Here is a 17,471-nt window from a genome sequence, read left to right as displayed (position 1 = left end):
CGCGCAGCGATCGTGGCTCCTCTGCAACTCTCTCTTGCAGCCGCACCGGCTTCTCTTGGTGCGATGCGGACGCTCGCGAAAGGCACGTGTCAGGCCGCGCGCACGGTATCGAGGAACTTTCCGACTTCGAACTTCAGCCGGTTGCTGTCGCCGGACAGCGATTGCGCCGCCGCCAGCACCTGCGTGGATGCCGAACCGGTCTCGCCCGCGCCGCGCTGCACGTCGGTGATGTTGGCCGACACCTGATGGGTGCCCGTCGCCGCCTGCTGCACGTTGCGGGAAATCTCCTGCGTCGCGGCACCCTGCTCCTCCACCGCGGCTGCGATGGTCGAGGAGATCTCCGACAGCTTCTCGATGGTATGGCTGATGTCCCTGATCGCGCCGACCGAATGCTCGGTGGCGGTCTGGATGCTGGCGATCTGCTGGCCGATCTCGCCGGTCGCCTTCGCGGTCTGCTCGGCGAGCGCCTTGACTTCGGAAGCGACGACGGCAAAGCCGCGGCCCGCCTCGCTGGCGCGCGCGGCCTCGATGGTTGCGTTGAGCGCTAGGAGGTTGGTCTGGCCGGCGATGGTGTTGATCAATTCGACCACGTCGCCGATCCGCGCCGCCGCCGCGGACAACTCGCCGACGCGATCGGTCGTGGTGCGGGCCTGGTTCACCGCATCGCCGGCGAGGCGGGCGGATTCCTGCACCTGCCGGCTGATCTCGGTGATCGACGACGACAGCTCCTCGGTCGCCGACGCCACCGACTGCACGTTGGTGGAGGCTTCCTCGGAAGCGGCAGCAACCATGGTGGTGACCTCCTGCCCGCGCGCCGCAGTCGCGGTCAGCGTCGAGGCGGAAGCTTCCAGCTCGGTCGCGGCCGATGACACGGTGTCGACGATTTCACCGATCGCCGCTTCGAAGCTGTCCGCGAGCTTGTGCATCTCGGCCTTGCGCTGCGCGGCTGCAAGCTGGTCCTGCCTGATCTTGGCTTCGGCCTCCTCGCGCGCCTTCTGCTCCGATACGATCTTGAACTTCTCGACGGCCGCGGCGACGCCGCCGACCTCGTCCTTGCGGCCGAGACCGGGCAGCACCACGGAGAAATCGCCGCCGGCGAGCTTGTCCATGGCGACCGTGAGCGCGCGGATCGGCCGCGCGATGGTCAGGAACGACATCAGCCAGGAGCCGACGAGGACGAGCATGGCGAGCGCGCCGACAATCATCCCGATGTGCTCGCTCGACGCCATCTCCTGCACGGAGGTGGCGATCTCGGCTTCACTCTTGTGCCTGGCGAAGTCGGCGATCTGACCGGCAACCTCGTCCATTTGCCCGGCAATGGGCAGCGTCCCTTCGCGGACGAGGCGTGCGCTTTCCTCGACCAACCGCGCGACCGTCGCAGCCGAGTCCGGTCCCGTCGCGGCGAGGGCCTCACTGCGAAGCGCTGCGACCTGCCGGCCCGCCTTGAGATAATCGGCGGCGAGGCTCTTGAGCTTTTCCATCCGCGCCCGGTTTTCCGGCACTTGTGACAGCTTCAGCATCGCTTCGGCGAGCTTGGCCAAGGTATCGGCGCGCTCGACGAGAGCAGCGCCGGCCTTCTGCAGATCGGCCGCATTGCCCGCGAGCCGTATGTCTCTGACGGCGAGCTGCATGCTGCGCACTGCAAGCTTGGCTTCCACCGCCTCGCGCCCCAGCTCCAGCTGCGCGACTGCGGCCTTGTTGGCCCCTCGCACGTTGCCGTTGCCGATGTGCTGACTTGCGACGATGCAGAGGACCAGGAGCACACCGAGCGCCGACGCGATCGCCAGCTTTGTCCCGATCCGCAAATTCTGAACTAGGCTCAGCATGGGCACGTTTCCCCCGAAGGAACGCGCAGCCGAGGCATTGGATGACTGCGCTGCTGCCAAAAAGTGGGCTTTTCACATTCCGATTTGGTTAACGGAATCCCTCGCAGAAATACTGACTTTGCACGCTAAATGATTGAGCGCGAAAGGAAATGATCTCGTCATAGTTGTAAATTGCAGCTTCAAGTCGGAGCTAGGATGCTTTGCACCCGACGGCCTCGCCGACGAGGCTGATGCGGAAGACCGGCTTCTTGTCCTCGTCGAGCAGCTCCATGCACCACTCGGCGTTCGGCTTCAGGCTGCGCGCGATGCCACTGAGCAGGTTGGCGCACACCTCGGTCATCTCGGTCCAGGCGGCCGCGCGATCCTCGAACTCGTACGGCAGGTCGGCGGCGCCGGAATAGCGGCCCGTGCTGATGCGGAAGAAATAGAGCGACATCGTTGAACCCTTGCGTGGGACCGCCCCCCGGCCGCGCGCAAACTGGGGCGCGAACAGCTACCAAGGCATGAAGGCCGCGGTCCGTATGACTACGGCGCGGCCGGCTTCGTGTTCGATGATGTCTTCGACGATCAATGGCGCGGGTTGTCCCGCGCAGGCAAGCTCACTGCGTGGAGCGGCGCAGCTCCAGCGGGCCCTCGTTCTTCGCCGGCTCGGACTTCACCGGCTCGAGCCGGCTGCCCTCGACACGCGGCGTCTCGACGCGCGCGGCGACCTCGGTGTTCGACGCGGCGACCGAACCGGTGTGCTCCGCCCTGTGCAGCGAGCGCGGCCGCGCCGCAGCGCGCGCCATCAGCATCTGATTGCCGCCCTGGTGATGGAAGTCGCAATAGGCGAAGCCCATGCCCGACACCGAGCCGCGGAAGCTGCGGTCGTCGGTCTTTTCCAGGTTGAAGCAGGGCTCGAACGGGATGCCCTTGATCGAGGCGCAGACGTTCTGGCCGCGGATCTGGAGCGTGTTGCCGGGCAGGCGCAGATGACGGACCGGGCCTGCGCCCGAGAACTGCACCGCACCGGCGGCGCCGAGATCGTCGAGGATACGGCCTGCACCGCGGGTGCCGTCGAAACAGGTGAACGCGAACACCTTGCCGGCCACGAAGCGGCGCGCCTCGTCGGCGTTCATGCTTCCAGCGATGGCCGGCGCAAACGTCGCTGCCGCCGTGACAGCCCCCAACACAATACGCGCAAGCATGCTCAACTCCGAACTCAACCCCGCAGCGGGCGATGCCTTTATCTCTTTACCCGCTGCTTACCATACGAACCAAGGCAACATTGGAGCAGCTTGGTTGGTAAAGTCTAAACGCCATTAGACAATTTTAACCACGATACGGCCCCGGACCTGGCCGGCAAGGATTTTCGCGCCCCACTCCGAAACCTCGTCGAGCGAAATTTCCTGAGTTATTTCAGACAGTTTTGTCCGGTCCAGATCGGAGGCCAGACGCTGCCAGGCGGCTTTTCTGGGCTCGATCGGGCACATCACGGAATCGATGCCGAGAAGGCACACTCCGCGCAAAATAAACGGCGCCACCGAGGACGGCAGGTCCATGCCGGCCGCCAGGCCGCAGGCCGCGATCGCGCCACCATATTTCGTCATCGAGAGCAGGTTGGCGAGGGTGGTCGAGCCGACGCTGTCGACGCCGCCGGCCCAGCGCTCCTTGGCGAGGGGCTTTGCCGGCGCCGACAGTTCGTTGCGGTCGATGATCTCGGCAGCCCCCAGCTGTTTCAGGTAGTCGGCCTCGGAGGCCCGGCCGGTCGAAGCGATGACGTGGTAGCCGAGCTTCGAAAGCACGGCGATCGCGACCGAGCCGACGCCGCCGGCAGCGCCCGTCACCACGACCGGGCCGCTCTTCGGCGAGATGCCGTGCTTCTCCAGCGCCAGCACCGAGAGCATCGCGGTGAAGCCGGCGGTGCCGATCGCCATGGCATCGCGCGCCGACAGGCCCTGCGGAAGAGCGACCAGCCAGTCGCCCTTCACCCGCGCCTTCTCGGCATAGGCGCCGAGATGGGTCTCGCCCATGCCCCAGCCGGTGCAGACGACCTTGTCGCCCGCCTTCCACTGCGGATGCGAGGAGGCTTCGACCGTGCCGGCAAAATCGATGCCGGCGATCATCGGGAAGCGGCGCACCACCGGCGCCTTGCCGGTGAGCGCAAGGCCGTCCTTGTAGTTCAGCGTCGACCATTCCACCCGGACGGTGACGTCGCCCTCCATCAGCTCGGCTTCGTCGAACTGCGTGAGCGCGGCGGTGGTGCCCTTGTCCGCCTTGTCGATCCTGACAGCCTTGAATGTGGCCACGACTGAACTCCCTGACTTTGTTTGTCGGGGATGTTTAGCCGATCAGGCTGGCTGCGCAACCGCCCGTGCCACAGGTTTCTCCACGATCGGGAGATTGATCAGCGCCGAGAGCACGCCAAACAGGATCGAGAGCCACCAGATCGGCGTGTAGGAACCGAACCTTTCGAACACGATGCCGCCCAGCCAGACCCCGAGGAAGCCGCCGACCTGATGACTGACGAAGGCAAAGCCATAGAGCGTGGCGAGCCAGCGCGTGCCGAACATCAGCGCCACCAGCGCCGAGGTCGGCGGCACCGTCGACAGCCAGGTCAGACCGGAGATCGCGCCGAACGCGATCGCCGAGAACGGCGTGATCGGGAACGTGATGAAGGCGAGCGTTGCCAGCGCCCGCGTGAAATAGATGGTCGAGAGGATGTAGCGCTTGGGCAGCGAGTTCTGAAGATAGCCGACGCTGAGCGAGCCGATGATGTTGAACAGGCCGATCGCTGCGATCACCCAGCCGCCGGTTTGTGTCGAGATGCCGCGATCGACCAGGAAGGCCGGCAGATGCACGGTGATGAAGGCGAGCTGGAAGCCGCAGGTGAAGAAGCCGAGCACCAGAAGGACGTAGGAGCGATGACCGAAGGCTTCGGCAAGCGCCTCGGTGATGGTCTGGTCATCCGCGGGCGTTGCGCTGCCCGTCGGTGTCACCGGCGGCGTCGAGAGCGCCAGCGACAGCGGGATGATCAGCAGCATCAGGAAACCGAACACGGAGAGCGCCTGCTGCCAGCCGAAATTGTCGATCAAGGCGACGCCGATCGGTGCGAACAGGAACTGCCCGAACGACCCCGCCGCCGTGCCGGCACCGAGCGCAAGACCGCGCTTCTCGGCCGGCAAGAGCTTGCTGAAGGCCGACAGCACCAGATTGAACGAGCAGCCGGCGAGGCCAAAGCCGATCATGACACCGGCGCCGATGTCGAGCGACAGCGGCGTCGAGGAATAGCGCATCAAGAGCAGGCCGCCGGCATAGAGCAGCGCGCCGACGCACATCACCCGGAACAGGCCAAAGCGATCCGCGACCGCACCGGCGAACGGCTGGCCCAGTCCCCACAACAGATTCTGCACGGCGATGGCGAGGCCGAACACGTCGCGGCCCCAGCTGAATTCGTGACTCATCGGCTGCACGAAGAAGCCGAGCGCCGAGCGCGGACCGAAGCCGAGCATGCCGATGGCACAACCGCAGAGGATGATGACGGCCGGGGGACGCCAGTTGGAGGAACGCGAGGCCGGTGCGAGTTCGCCGATCTGTGTCGACATGGTTTTTCCTCGTCTGTCGTTGGCGGATCCGCAAATCAGCAGCCGCGGGACGGCTCGTTTAATGCATCTGCATGAAAATCCCAAGTCAAAACAAGTCAAAAACGGTTGCATTTCACGAGGAGCTGACGCGGGAGCATTGCATTTCAATCTGGCCTCGCCTGGCAGGTGCGCAGTGACGGGATTGTGTGCGGCAGGCCCTAGCGGCACGCCCCGGCGCGTGTTATGTTTGATTTACTCAGATTGAGCATATTTGGGTAGCAACGACGTTCGCCCGGCCTCCTCGGCCGGATTTCTCGGGCCCCTTATATTCTCAAATTGAGCATAATGCCACGCGTGATGGCCACATTTGGGAGGCTTCAATGCCGATCACTGGAATTTACGGTCCCGACGACTTTGCCAACCGGCCGCAAGGCCAGCCCATCGCCTCCCCGCGCGCCGCACCGGTCACCCCGGGACCGAAATGGCCGATGCCGTCACTGCAATGGACGCCGGCGGTCGAACGCGCCACCGCGCCGGTCTATGACCGCGTCAAGCACGTGATCCCGTCGATCGAATGGCCGCTGATGGCGCCGACGATTCACGCGATCAACGAGCTCAAGCGCGCGCGCGGCGCGGTCATCCTCGCCCACAACTACCAGGCTCCGGAGATCTTCCACTGCGTTGCCGATATCGGCGGCGACTCGCTCCAGCTCGCGGTCGAAGCCACCAAGGTGCAGGCCGACATCATCGTCCAATGCGGCGTGCACTTCATGGCGGAGACCTCCAAGCTGCTCAATCCGGACAAGACCGTCTTGATCCCGGATTCGCGCGCGGGCTGCTCGCTTGCCGCCAGCATCACCGGTGCGGACGTGCGGCTGCTGCGGGAGAAATTCCCCGGCGTGCCGATCGTCGCCTATGTCAACACCTCGGCGGAGGTGAAGGCCGAGGTCGACATCTGCTGCACGTCCTCGAACGCGGTGCAGGTGGTCGAGAGCCTGAACGCCCCGACCGTGATCTTCCTGCCCGACCGATACCTTGCCACTTACGTGGCGTCGAAGACCGACGTGAAGATCATCGCCTGGAAAGGCGCCTGCGAGGTGCATGAGCGCTTCACGGGCGAGGAGCTGCGGAGCTATCGCGAAGCCGATCCGACCGTGCAGATCATCGCGCATCCGGAGTGCCCGCCGGACGTGCTGGCGGAAGCCGACTTCACCGGCTCGACCGCGCACATGATCAACTGGGTGCGGGCGAAGCGGCCGCGGCGGCTGGTCATGATCACGGAATGCTCGATGGCCGACAATGTCCGGGCCGAGCTGCCCGATGTGGAGATGCTCCGCCCCTGCAATCTCTGCCCGCACATGAAGCGCATCACGCTCGCCAACATCCTGGAGAGCCTGCTGACGCTTCGCGAGGAGGTGACGATCGATCCCGCGCTTGCGGAACGCGCGCGGCGTTCGGTCGAGCGCATGATCAATCTGAGCAATTGAGGGCGAGCAACATGCAAAACAACATCCACGATCTCACCCGCTCAGCCGACGACGTCGTCATCGTCGGCGGCGGCCTTGCCGGACTGTTCTGCGCGCTGAAGCTCGCGCCGCGGCCGGTGACCTTGATCTCGGCGGCACCGCTCGGACAGGGCGCATCGTCCGCATGGGCCCAGGGCGGCATCGCTGCGGCCGTGGCTGAAGGCGATACGCCGGAGGCGCACGCTGCCGACACCGTCGCGGTCGGCGGCGGCCTCGTCGATGAAGCCGTCGCGCTCGGGATCGCGCGCGAGGCGGCGCTGCGCATCCACGATCTTCTCGCCTATGGCGTTCCGTTCGACCGCGATCTCGACGGCAGGCTTGCCGTCGGACGGGAAGCTGCGCATTCCGCGCGTCGCATCGTGCATGTGCGCGGTGATGGTGCTGGCGCCGCGATCATCTCGGCCTTGAGCGAGGCCGTGCGCCGCACGCCTTCGATCCGCCTGATGGAAGGCTTCGTCGCCGAAGCATTGCTGACCGAGGACGGCGCGGTCACCGGGCTTCAATTGCGCGAGGTCGACAATCCCGCGGCACGGCCGCTCGTGCTCGCCTCACGCGCGGTCGTGCTTGCGACCGGCGGGCTCGGCCATCTCTATGCCGTCACCACCAACCCGCCGGAAGCGAGCGGCTCGGGCCTCGCGATCGCAGCCCGCGCCGGCGCCGTGATCGCCGATCCTGAATTCGTGCAGTTCCACCCCACCGCCATCATGGTCGGCCGCGACCCGGCACCGCTCGCCACCGAAGCGCTGCGCGGCGAAGGGGCAACGCTGATCAATCGCAGCGGCGAACGCTTCATGAGCGCCCGCCACCCGCTCGCAGAGCTCGCGCCCCGCGACATCGTGGCCCGCGGCGTGTTCGCCGAGATCGCGGCCGGGCGCGGCGCCTTCCTCGATGCGCGCCAGGCGCTGGGCGCGCGCTTTCCGACGAGGTTTCCGGCCGTGCATGCGAGCTGCATCGCCGCCGGCATCGATCCCGCGGCGCAGCCGATTCCGATCGCGCCGGCCGCGCACTACCACATGGGCGGCATCGCCGTGGACGCGCGCGGCCGCAGCTCGATCGACGGTCTCTGGGCCGCCGGCGAAGTCTCCTCCACCGGCGCGCATGGCGCCAACCGGCTCGCCTCGAATTCCCTGCTCGAAGCCGTCGTCTATGCCGCCCGCATTGCCGACGATATCGCCGGTCGCACCGTGCCCCCGCCCGCCCGCGATCCCGACGGTTTGGTGATACAGCGCGCTGGCACGCTGGATGCTGCAGAGGTGAAACGGCTGCGCGCGACGATGAGCGCACATGTCGGCGTGATCCGCGACGGTGACGGGCTTGCGCAAGCCGTGCGCTATTTCGCCAGGCTCGCGCGCGAGGCCGGATCCGGCGTCCTCGGCAACATGGCGATCTCGGCCCTGCTTGTCGCCGCTGCGGCCTGGACGCGGCGCGAAAGCCGCGGAGCGCATTGCCGCTCCGATCACCCGGCCGAGAACCCAGCGCTGGCGCAGAGAACGATGACCACGCTCGCCGCAGCGCGCAACGTCGCGGAGAGCCTCGAGGAACGCCCGCGGCCACGCATCGCGCAATCCATGATCGCCTGAAGGAGACCCCATGATCACCCCGACGTCACTGCTCTATCCCGATGCCTTCCTCTCGCCGCTCGCGATCGAGGCGGCCGTCGAGCGCGCGCTCGACGAGGACCTCGGCCGTGCCGGCGACATCACCTCGCTCGCGACGATCCCCGAGGCGACGCGCGCGCAAGCCATCCTGGTCGCGCGCCAGCCCGGCGTGGTCGCCGGATTGCCGCTGGCGCTCGCGACCTTGCAGAAGCTGTCGCCCGACGTCGAGGTGCGCGCACATGTCCGCGATGCCGCGCGGGTTGCGCGCGGCCAGCACGTGCTGACGATCTCGGGCCCGGCGCGCCCCATCCTCACGGCGGAGCGCACGGCACTGAACTTCGTCGGCCGGCTGTCGGGCATCGCCACGCTCACGGCGGACTATGTCGCGCGCACCGAAGGCACCAGGATGCGCATCTGCTGCACGCGCAAGACCACGCCGGGACTGCGCGCGCTGGAGAAATATGCGGTGCGCTGCGGCGGCGGCTTCAACCATCGCTTCGGGCTGGACGATGCCATCCTGATCAAGGACAACCACATCGCGGTGGCCGGGGGCATCCGTCTGGTGCTGGAGCGCGCCCGCGCCCATGCCGGCCATCTGGTCAAGATCGAGATCGAGGTCGACACCCTGGCGCAGCTGCGCGAGGTGCTGGACTGCGGAATGGCCGATGCGGTGCTGCTCGACAACATGGACATTGCGACGCTGCGCGAAGCGGTGAGGCTCAACGAAGGCCGCCTCGCGCTGGAGGCGTCCGGCGGCGTCACGCTGGACTCGATCGCCGCCATCGCGGCCACCGGCGTCGACTATGCCTCGGCCGGTGCCCTGACGCATTCGGCACCGAATTTCGACTGCGCGCTGGATATCGAGGCGTAGGGAGCTCTTCTCCCTCTCCCCGTTCTCACGGGGAGAGGGTTGGGGTGAGGGGCCTCTCTCCGCACCTGCGACTATCGAGAGACCTGTACCCCCTCACCCGAATTCGAGCTTCGCTCGAATTCGACCTCTCCCCGCAAGCGGGGAGAGGTAAGAAGACTACCGCCGCTCACCCATCTCCGCGGAGCTCTTGGCTTCCTGCGCGAGTGCGGCGGAGAGCGCGGCGGTCTGCGCCGGCGAGCCCCAGCTCGGTTCCTCGCTGCCGTCGCCCCAGTTGCGCGGCCGATAGAAGGTGTGCACGCCGGTCTTGTACAGCTTCTTCATCTCGGCGACCCAGGACGGGCGCACCCAATAGGCGTGGTAGTGCGTCGACTTGCCGACTTCGGGCAGCCAGATCTGGCCGTCGAGCATCGCCTTCGAGATCTTCTTCGCTCGTTCCCACATTTCCGGCTCGCGGATCACGTCCGGATTGTTGTCGCAGGCGAAGGTGAACTGGCAGGCGAAATGGCGGTACTTGTTCTGGTAGACCACGCCACACACCGTGTCGGGATATTTGCCGGAGAAGACGCGGTTCATCACCACCTGCGCCACCGCGATCTGGCCGCGCACGGCCTCGCCGCGGGATTCGAAGTAGACGGCTTCCGCAAGGCACTTTTCCGACTTCGCACGCGACTTGTCGTCGAGCGCGAGCCGTTCCGCCGGCGACTTGGCGCGCTGGTTGTCGGCGTTGACCTCGCCCTTCGGCGCGACGCTCTCGCCGCTCTCGATGTCCTTGCCGATCTCCGTCGCCGGCGGGGTCAACGAGGCCGTTACCTTCATGTCGGGGTCGGGCATCACGATCAGCGGCTCGGCGCCGGGCTGCCAGCTCTCGATGGTCTCGAGATTGCCGCCGAGCGAGGAGCTGCCGAAGAACAGGCTCGATGTCTTGACGCTGAAGGGATCGCGCGCGGGAGCAGCCGGCGCCGCGGCCCGCTTCAGCGCTTCCAGCGGCTGCACCGCGAACGCGCGCGCGGCTTCGCTCGCCTGCGGCGGGTTGGAATATTGCGGCAGCGGCGGCGCGCGCAGCGCCTCCTGCAGCTCGGGATCGAGCGCGGCCGCCGATTCCGGCGACATCGCCTGCGGCAATGCGGCGGTCTTGGCGCCGAACACCGAGCTGTTCGAGGTCGCGGGATCCTCCTTGGCCGGGGCCGCAGCCGGCGCGACGGTCTCGGGAGACTGCGTCGGCGCGACGATTGCGAGGCGATCACCCTTCAAGGCGCGATCGACCTTGGGAAAGTCGGAAGCCTGGTAGCGCGGCGGCGCCTGAAGCGCCGGATTGCGGCTGATCGCGCCGGTGACGTCGCGGCCGTCGAGGCTCGCGAGCCGAACCATCGCGCTCTGCGGAACCGACGTGCCGATGGGGCGGGAAAAACTGTAGGTGGCGAGCTGGATCGAGGACGCAGCGGAGAACACCTGCTTCTGCCACCGCTCGGCGACGCCGGGTTGGCGCGCCAGCAGCGAGGCAATGTCCTGATAGCCGGTCTCTCTCGGCATCAATGCGAAGATGCAGAGACCGATGCCGAAGGACGCGAACCGCGCGCCCTTCGGATGGTTACGCAACACTGACATCGATACGCTCACGCTACGCTTACGCTGGTCCGATCGAACTCAGTACATCCGTGCAATTCGATCTTTATCGTGAGTATCTAATTTAGGTTGCCGGGGCGTTAATCCGCGTTGCGCAGGCGGCACACTCAAGCGAATGCAGGTGTTTTCACGGGACGTCGTCGCGCATTGGTAAATGCGGCCTCACGTGAAGCGGTAAACATCGGGTCAACGCGAAAGGTGAAGGAACTCTTGCGCCCGCGTATCATTACGGGACGCTTGTTGCGAGACCGCCTGTGCGATGACGACGGAATGTGAGAGCCGCGCGCCCCTCACTCCGCGATCAGCTTCAGCCACTCGTCTTCGGTCAGCACCTTGACGCCGTGCTTGTTGGCGTCCGCGAGCTTCGAGCCGGCGCCGGGGCCCGCGACGACGAGATCGGTCTTTTTCGAAACCGAGCCCGACACCTTGGCCCCTAGCCGCTCGGCCGTGGCCTTGGCTTCATCTCGCGTCATTCGCTCCAGCGATCCCGTGAACACCACGGTCTTGCCGGCCACCGCCGAATTGCTCTTCGGCTTCTCGGCGTCGACGATCTCGACCTCCTTGGTCAGGCGCTCGACGATGCCGCGATTGTGGCTCTCGCCGAAATAATCGGCGATGCTCCTGATGACGGTGTCGCCGATCTGGTCGAGCGCATCCATCTCGGCCATCGCCTCCTCGTCGCCATTGGCAACTTTCAGGCAGGCATCGTGGAACGCATCCCACGAGCCGTAGCCGCGCGCCAGCGCCAGCGCCGTGGTCTCGCCGACATGGCGCATGCCGAGCGCGTAGATGAAGCGCTCCAGTGCAATCTTGCGCCGGGTCTCGATGGCACCGAACAGGTTGCGCACGGAGGTCGCGCCGTAGCCTTCGATCTCCTCGAGCTTGAGCTTGGCGTTGCGCTTCTCCAGCGTGAAGATGTCGGCGGGCTCCTTCACCCAGCCCTCGTCGAAGAAGTACTGGAGCTGCTTCTCGCCCAGGCCGTCGATGTCGAAGGCCCGCCGCGACACGAACAGCTTCAGATGTTCGATCTTCTGGTAGGGACAGGCGAACTCGCCGGTGCAGCGGGCGCGCGAGCCCTCCTCACCCGTCGCCGTCTCCTCGCGCACGACGTCGGTGTGCAGCGGACATGGGCACTTCTTCGGGAAGTGGAATTCCCTGGCGGTTTTTGGCCGCTTGTCCAGGACGACGTCGACCACCTGCGGGATGACGTCGCCGGCGCGCTGGATCACCACGGTGTCGCCGATCCTGATGTCGCGCCCCTCGCGAAGCACCTCGCCCTTGTTGCCGATGCCCTTGATGTAGTCCTCATTGTGCAGCGTGACGTTCTGCACGATCACGCCGCCGACACCGACCGGCTCGAGCTTGCCGACCGGCGTGAACGAGCCGGTGCGGCCGACCTGGATCTCGATGTCGCGCAGCACCGTCATGGCGCGCTCGGCCGGGAATTTGTGCGCGATGCCCCAGCGCGGCGTGCGCGACACGAAGCCGAGCCGCTCCTGCCAGTCGATGCGGTCGACCTTGTAGACGACGCCGTCGATGTCGTAGTCGAGCCGCGCGCGCTGCTCCTCGATCGCATGATGGAAGGCGAGCAGCTCCTCGACCGAGTGACAGAGCTTGGTCAGCGGATTGGTCTTGAAGCCGCAGCGCTCGAACCAGCCGATCATGCCGCTCTGCGTATCCTCCGGCATCGCGCTCATCTGCCCCCAGGCATAGGCGAAGAAGCCGAGGGGACGGGAGGCGGTGATGGTCGGGTCCTTCTGGCGGAGCGAGCCGGCGGCCGAATTACGCGGATTGGCGAAGATGGTATCGCCTGCCGCCTTCTGCCGCTCGTTGAGCGCCAGGAACGCCTTCTTGGTCATGTAGACTTCGCCGCGCACCTCGCAGATGTCGGGGATGTTACGGCCCTTCAGCTTCTGCGGCACGTCTTCGAGCGTGCGGATGTTGGCGGTGACATCCTCGCCGACCGCGCCGTCTCCGCGCGTCGCGGCGGTGACGAGCTCGCCGCCCTCGTAGCGCAGCGACATCGAGAGGCCGTCGATCTTCGGTTCGGCGGAGAAACTGATCTTGTCGTCGTCGAGCTTCAGGAAGCGCACGATGCGCCCGACGAAGTCGCGCACGTCCTCCTCCGCAAAGGCATTGTCCAGTGACAGCATCGGCACGGCATGCCGGACTTTCTTGAAGCGCCCCGATGGTGCGGCGCCGACCTTCTGCGAGGGCGATTCCGCGGTGACGAACTCGGGAAAACGTTTCTCGATCGCGTTGAGGCGCTTGCGCAGCGCGTCGTATTCGGCGTCGCTAACGGTCGGCGCATCCTCCTGATAGTAGCGCTCGTTGTGCCCCTCGATCTCGAGCGCGAGCCGCATGTGCTCGACCTTGGCCTGCGCCTTGGTGAGGTCGGCGACGTCGCGAAGCGGTGTTGCTTTGGATTTTGCTGCTCTGGCCATGGCGCTTGGATACGACGGAGCGGGTGGCACGGTAAAGGCGTGTGGAAATCGCTTGCCCCGGACGCAGCGCAGCGCTCCTTCAGCGGGGCGCTGCAGAGCCGGGGCCCATGTCGCGGCAGGCATTCTGGGTCCCGGCTCGCGCTACGCGCGTCCGGGACACGAGAGCTAAGCCGTCGCTGCCTTGAGCAGCCGCTCCGCCGCCGCCCTCGCTTCGGCCGTGATCTCGGCACCCGCCAGCATGCGGGCGATCTCCTCGCGGCGGTGGTCGGCGGCGAGCGCATTGACGCGGGTGGCGACGCGCTTGCCCTTGTCGAGGGCGTCCTTGGAGATCAGGAGGTGCTGGTCGGCGCGGGCGGCGACCTGCGGGGCATGTGTCACGGCCATGACCTGGACCTTGCCGGCAAGCCGCGCCAGGCGTCCGCCGATGGCGTCGGCCACCGCACCGCCGACGCCGGTGTCGATCTCGTCGAACACGAGCGTCGGCGCCGAACCGCGGTCGGACAGCACGACCTTGAGCGCGAGCAGGAAGCGCGACAGCTCGCCGCCGGAGGCGACCTTCATCAAGGGACCCGGCTTGGTGCCCGGATTGGTCTGCACCCAGAACTCGACGCGGTCGAAACCTTGCGGCCCGGGCGCGGCCTCGTCGGTCTCGACCTGGGTCATGAACCTGGCGCGTTCGAGCTTGAGCGGGGCGAGCTCGGCATTGACCGCCTTGTTGAGCTTCTCGGCTGACTTCTGCCGCGCCAGCGACAGCTTCTTGGCGGCCGCCGCATAGCGGCTGTCCGCCTCGATCGCGGCCTGCTCCAGCTTCTTCAGGCGCGAGGCGCCGGCATCGATCAGGACCACGTCTGCGGCATATTTGGCCGCCAGCGCGGCGAGCCCGTCGACCGGCGTCGAATATTTGCGGGAGGCGGCGCGCAATGCGAACAGCCGCTCCTCGATACGCTCGAGCTCGGCCGGATCGAAATCGGTCGCGGCCAGCGCCGCCTGGAGGTGCTGATCGGCCTCCTCCAGCGCGTTGATCGCAGCGTCAATCGCCTTCACCGCCGGCTCGACCAGCGCCGGCGAGTTGACGCCGCGGCGCTCCAGCCGGCGCACCGCCGCCGAGAGCGCTGCGACCGGCGAATGATTGCCGCCGACGGCTTCCTGCGCCTCGCGCAGGTCGGAGGCGATCTTCTCGCCCTGCATCATGGTGGTGCGGCGGGAGGCCAGCGCGGTTTCCTCGCCGTCCTTGGGCGCGAGCTGCTTCAGCTCGTCGGAGGCGTGGCGCAGATAATCGGCCTCGCGCGCCGCGCTCTCCATCGCGGCGCGATGCTCCTCCAGCGCGGTGTTGGCGGTGCGGCGCGCGTCCCAGAGCGCTTCGACGGCCGCGACATCCTTTTCGAGGCCGGCAAAAGCGTCGAGCAGGCGGCGGTGGGTGGCGGCATCGACCAGCGCGCGCTCATCGTGCTGGCCGTGGATCTCGACCAGGGCGGTGCCGACCGCCTTCAGCGTCTGCACGCTGATCGATTGGTCGTTGATGAAGGCGCGGGTGCGGCCGTCGGCGAGCTGCACGCGGCGCAGGATCATCTCACCGGTGTCGTCGAGGCCGTTTTCGGCCAAAATCTTGGTCGCAGGGTGATTCTTCGGGACATCGAACACCGCGGTGACCTGCCCCTGCTCCGCACCGTGACGCACAAGGCCGGCGTCGCCGCGGCCGCCGAGCGCCAGCGCAAAAGCATCGAGCAGGATGGATTTGCCCGCACCGGTCTCGCCGGTCAAAACCGCGAGGCCGGAGGCGAATTCGATATCGAGCCGTTCGATCAGGACGATGTCACGGATCGACAGACGCGCCAGCATGGAACCAAATTTCCTAGCCGAGACCCATTTTCTTGAAGGTCCGGCTGATCCAGGACCCCTGATTCTCGCTCGGCTCGAGACCGCCGGATTTTACAAGATTATAGGCGTCCTTGTACCAGCGGCTGTCAGGAAAATTGTGCCCAAGCACGGCCGCCGCGGTCTGCGCTTCGCCGACGATGCCGATCGCCATATAGGCCTCGGTCAGCCGGAACAGCGCCTCCTCGACATGGCGGGTGGTCTGGTACTGCGTCACGACGGTCTTGTAGCGATTGATGGCGGCCGTGTAGTCGCGCTTTTGGGCGTAGTAGCGGCCGACATTCATTTCCTTGCCGGCGAGCTGGTCGCGTGCGCCCTCGATCTTGGCTTTCGCCGAGGTCGCATATTCCGAGTTCGGATATTTGCGCACCACCTCTTCCAGCGCCGCGATCGCCTTTTCGGTGCGGGTCTGGTCGCGGCTGATGTCCGGGATCTGGTCGTAGTGGGAGGCGGCGATCAGATATTGCGCATAGGCCGCATCCGGGCTGCCGGGATGCAGCGTGACGTAGCGGGTGGCGGCGCCGATGCAGCCGTCATAATCGCCGCCCTGATAGGACGCGTAGGCCGACATCAGCAGCGATTTGCGGGCCCAGTCGGAATAAGGATGCTGGCGGTCGACCTCTTCGAACTTCTTGTTCGCCGCCTTCATGTCCTTCTTCTCGTTCATGAGGTACAGGCCCTCATTGTAGATCTTGTCGGCGGGCTCCTCGACGAAGGTGTCGTCCTTGGCGGTGAACTTGTCCCAGAGCGCGCCCGTGCCGCATCCGGCGAGCGGCAGCGCGAGCATGATGAAGGTGACGGTCCGAAGCAGCCCGCGGGCTCGCGACGAGACCGAGAAATATCCGCGCGTCATACGCTGTGCCGACATGAGTTTTAGCCCTGACGCCCTGTGATGCGGTGTCCGCCAGCCCACGAACCCCTCATGGGCGCGAAATGTAACCGTGGTGCCTGCCATGCGACCACGCCGATGTATCCAAAAACGATCGTTAACGAACCGGATAGGGAGGCATTTCGCCCGGATTAAGGCGAACCTGCCGCAATGCTAGCCGATCATGGTTACCAGGAGTTTCCCGGGGATCGCCAACCACGTTCCGAAGGCGGCAGGCCGCGTCAGGACACATCCGGCCCGAAGGCCGCAGCGATGCGGCCGCCGACGATGCCGCGACCGACCTCGCCCACGGGACGCGTGGTGCGGCGGGCAGCCTCGCCCTCGACCACCCGCCAGGCGGTCCGGTCGGCGAGCAGCGCGGTCAGGACGGCATGGTTGAGCTTGTGGCCGCCACGCACCGAGCGGTAGGCGCCAAGCAGCGGGAGGCCGGCCAGCGAGAGGTCGCCGATCACGTCCAGCACCTTGTGGCGAGCGCATTCATCGGCGTAGCGCAGGCCTTCGGTGTTGAGCAGCCGCTCGTCGTCGAACACGACGGTGTTCTCGAAGGAGGCGCCGAGGGCGTAGCCAGCGCTCCAGAGCCGCGCGACATCGCACATCAGGCCGAAGGTCCGGGCCCGGCCGACTTCGCGGCGGAAGCCTTCAGCGTTGACGTCGAAGGCGTAAGCCTGCTGGCCGATGACGGGATTGGTGAAATCGATCTCGACCTCGACGCGGAACCCATTGGCGTGGGGCCTGATCTCGCCGAAGGAGTCGCCGATCTTGACCGAGATCGGCTTCAGAACCTGGATGAAGCGGCGCTGCGCCGGCTGGGTGACAATGCCGGCCTGGTCGATCGCCGCGATGAAGGCCGCGGCGCTGCCGTCCATGATCGGGACTTCGGGACCGTCGATCTCGATGGTGGCGTTGTCCACGCCCATTCCCCGCAGCGCAGCAAGCACATGCTCGGCGGTGGACACCAGCGGACCGGTGCGGTCGCCGAGGACGGTGGCAAAGTCGGTCGCGATCACCTGGTCGGCGGTCGCCTGGACTTCGCGATCACTCCCCTCAAGTCCGGTCCGGACAAAAATAAAACCCGCGTCGACAGGCGCAGGCCCAAGCGTGAGAGTAACGGGAAGACCGGAATGAACGCCCACGCCTGCCACAGAGGCTTGCGCACGAAGCGTTGTTTGCCGGCTAAATTTCATCAGGAACCGCCCCACTACGACCCACTGCGACTTATACGAGACCCGCTTGGCCGGCCAGAGCCGACGCTTCCG

13 protein-coding genes are annotated in these 17,471 nt (G+C 66.3%); 3 read left to right on the top strand and 10 right to left on the bottom strand.

The features are described from left to right. Positions 1-89: 89 nt before the first annotated feature. The 5 genes from N2604_RS13180 to N2604_RS13160 all read right to left on the bottom strand — a co-directional run bounded on the left by N2604_RS13180 (position 90) and on the right by N2604_RS13160 (position 5,410). Positions 90-1,826, bottom strand: a complete 1,737-nt coding sequence (locus tag N2604_RS13180; RefSeq protein ID WP_260375055.1) for a methyl-accepting chemotaxis protein — start codon at positions 1,824-1,826, stop codon at positions 90-92. A 190-nt stretch (positions 1,827-2,016) separates the two neighbouring features. Further along, entirely contained in the window at positions 2,017-2,262 is a 246-nt protein-coding gene (locus tag N2604_RS13175) for a DUF6894 family protein (RefSeq protein ID WP_260375054.1), read from the bottom strand. Between the two features lie 163 nt (positions 2,263-2,425). After that, complete coding sequence (locus N2604_RS13170; protein ID WP_260375053.1) at positions 2,426-3,013, bottom strand: hypothetical protein; 588 nt, start codon at positions 3,011-3,013, stop codon at positions 2,426-2,428. Positions 3,014-3,127: 114 nt separating this feature from the next. Continuing rightward, positions 3,128-4,114, bottom strand: a complete 987-nt coding sequence (locus tag N2604_RS13165; protein ID WP_260375052.1) for an MDR family oxidoreductase — start codon at positions 4,112-4,114, stop codon at positions 3,128-3,130. 42 nt (positions 4,115-4,156) lie between these two features. Then, positions 4,157-5,410 carry an MFS transporter gene (locus N2604_RS13160; protein WP_260375051.1) on the bottom strand — a complete coding sequence of 418 codons (1,254 nt, stop codon included), beginning with the start codon at positions 5,408-5,410 and terminating at the stop codon, positions 4,157-4,159. Positions 5,411-5,769: 359 nt separating this feature from the next. Here N2604_RS13160 and nadA point away from each other — a divergent pair, with 359 nt between their 5' ends. Genes nadA through nadC form a run of 3 tightly spaced genes read left to right on the top strand, consistent with a single transcriptional unit; the run spans position 5,770 to position 9,384 of the window. After that, positions 5,770-6,876 (top strand): quinolinate synthase NadA, encoded by a 1,107-nt coding sequence (gene nadA, locus N2604_RS13155; protein WP_260375050.1) that lies wholly within the window; start codon positions 5,770-5,772, stop codon positions 6,874-6,876. An 11-nt stretch (positions 6,877-6,887) separates the two neighbouring features. Beyond that, positions 6,888-8,495 carry an L-aspartate oxidase gene (locus tag N2604_RS13150; protein WP_260375049.1) on the top strand — a complete coding sequence of 536 codons (1,608 nt, stop codon included), beginning with the start codon at positions 6,888-6,890 and terminating at the stop codon, positions 8,493-8,495. A 10-nt stretch (positions 8,496-8,505) separates the two neighbouring features. Beyond that, entirely contained in the window at positions 8,506-9,384 is an 879-nt protein-coding gene (gene nadC, locus N2604_RS13145) for a carboxylating nicotinate-nucleotide diphosphorylase (protein WP_260375048.1), read from the top strand. A 156-nt stretch (positions 9,385-9,540) separates the two neighbouring features. Here nadC and N2604_RS13140 read toward each other — a convergent pair whose 3' ends face one another. From N2604_RS13140 to lpxC, 5 genes are all read right to left on the bottom strand, one after another. Beyond that, positions 9,541-10,989 (bottom strand): cell wall hydrolase, encoded by a 1,449-nt coding sequence (locus N2604_RS13140; protein ID WP_260375047.1) that lies wholly within the window; start codon positions 10,987-10,989, stop codon positions 9,541-9,543. 308 nt (positions 10,990-11,297) lie between these two features. Continuing rightward, positions 11,298-13,451, bottom strand: coding sequence for an NAD-dependent DNA ligase LigA (gene ligA, locus N2604_RS13135; RefSeq protein ID WP_260375046.1), 2,154 nt, complete (start codon positions 13,449-13,451; stop codon positions 11,298-11,300). Between the two features lie 165 nt (positions 13,452-13,616). Beyond that, a complete protein-coding gene (recN, locus tag N2604_RS13130; RefSeq protein ID WP_172787253.1) occupies positions 13,617-15,290 on the bottom strand; it encodes a DNA repair protein RecN in 1,674 nt (557 codons plus the stop codon). A 13-nt stretch (positions 15,291-15,303) separates the two neighbouring features. Next, a complete protein-coding gene (locus tag N2604_RS13125; protein ID WP_260375045.1) occupies positions 15,304-16,194 on the bottom strand; it encodes an outer membrane protein assembly factor BamD in 891 nt (296 codons plus the stop codon). Between the two features lie 242 nt (positions 16,195-16,436). Next, positions 16,437-17,399: a UDP-3-O-acyl-N-acetylglucosamine deacetylase gene (gene lpxC, locus N2604_RS13120; protein WP_260375044.1), complete on the bottom strand. Its 963-nt coding sequence runs from the start codon at positions 17,397-17,399 to the stop codon at positions 16,437-16,439. Positions 17,400-17,471: the final 72 nt, after the last annotated feature.

Source organism: Bradyrhizobium sp. CB1015 (assembly GCF_025200925.1).
GTDB lineage: Bacteria > Pseudomonadota > Alphaproteobacteria > Rhizobiales > Xanthobacteraceae > Bradyrhizobium.
This window is presented reverse-complemented; position numbering and strand designations above follow the sequence as displayed.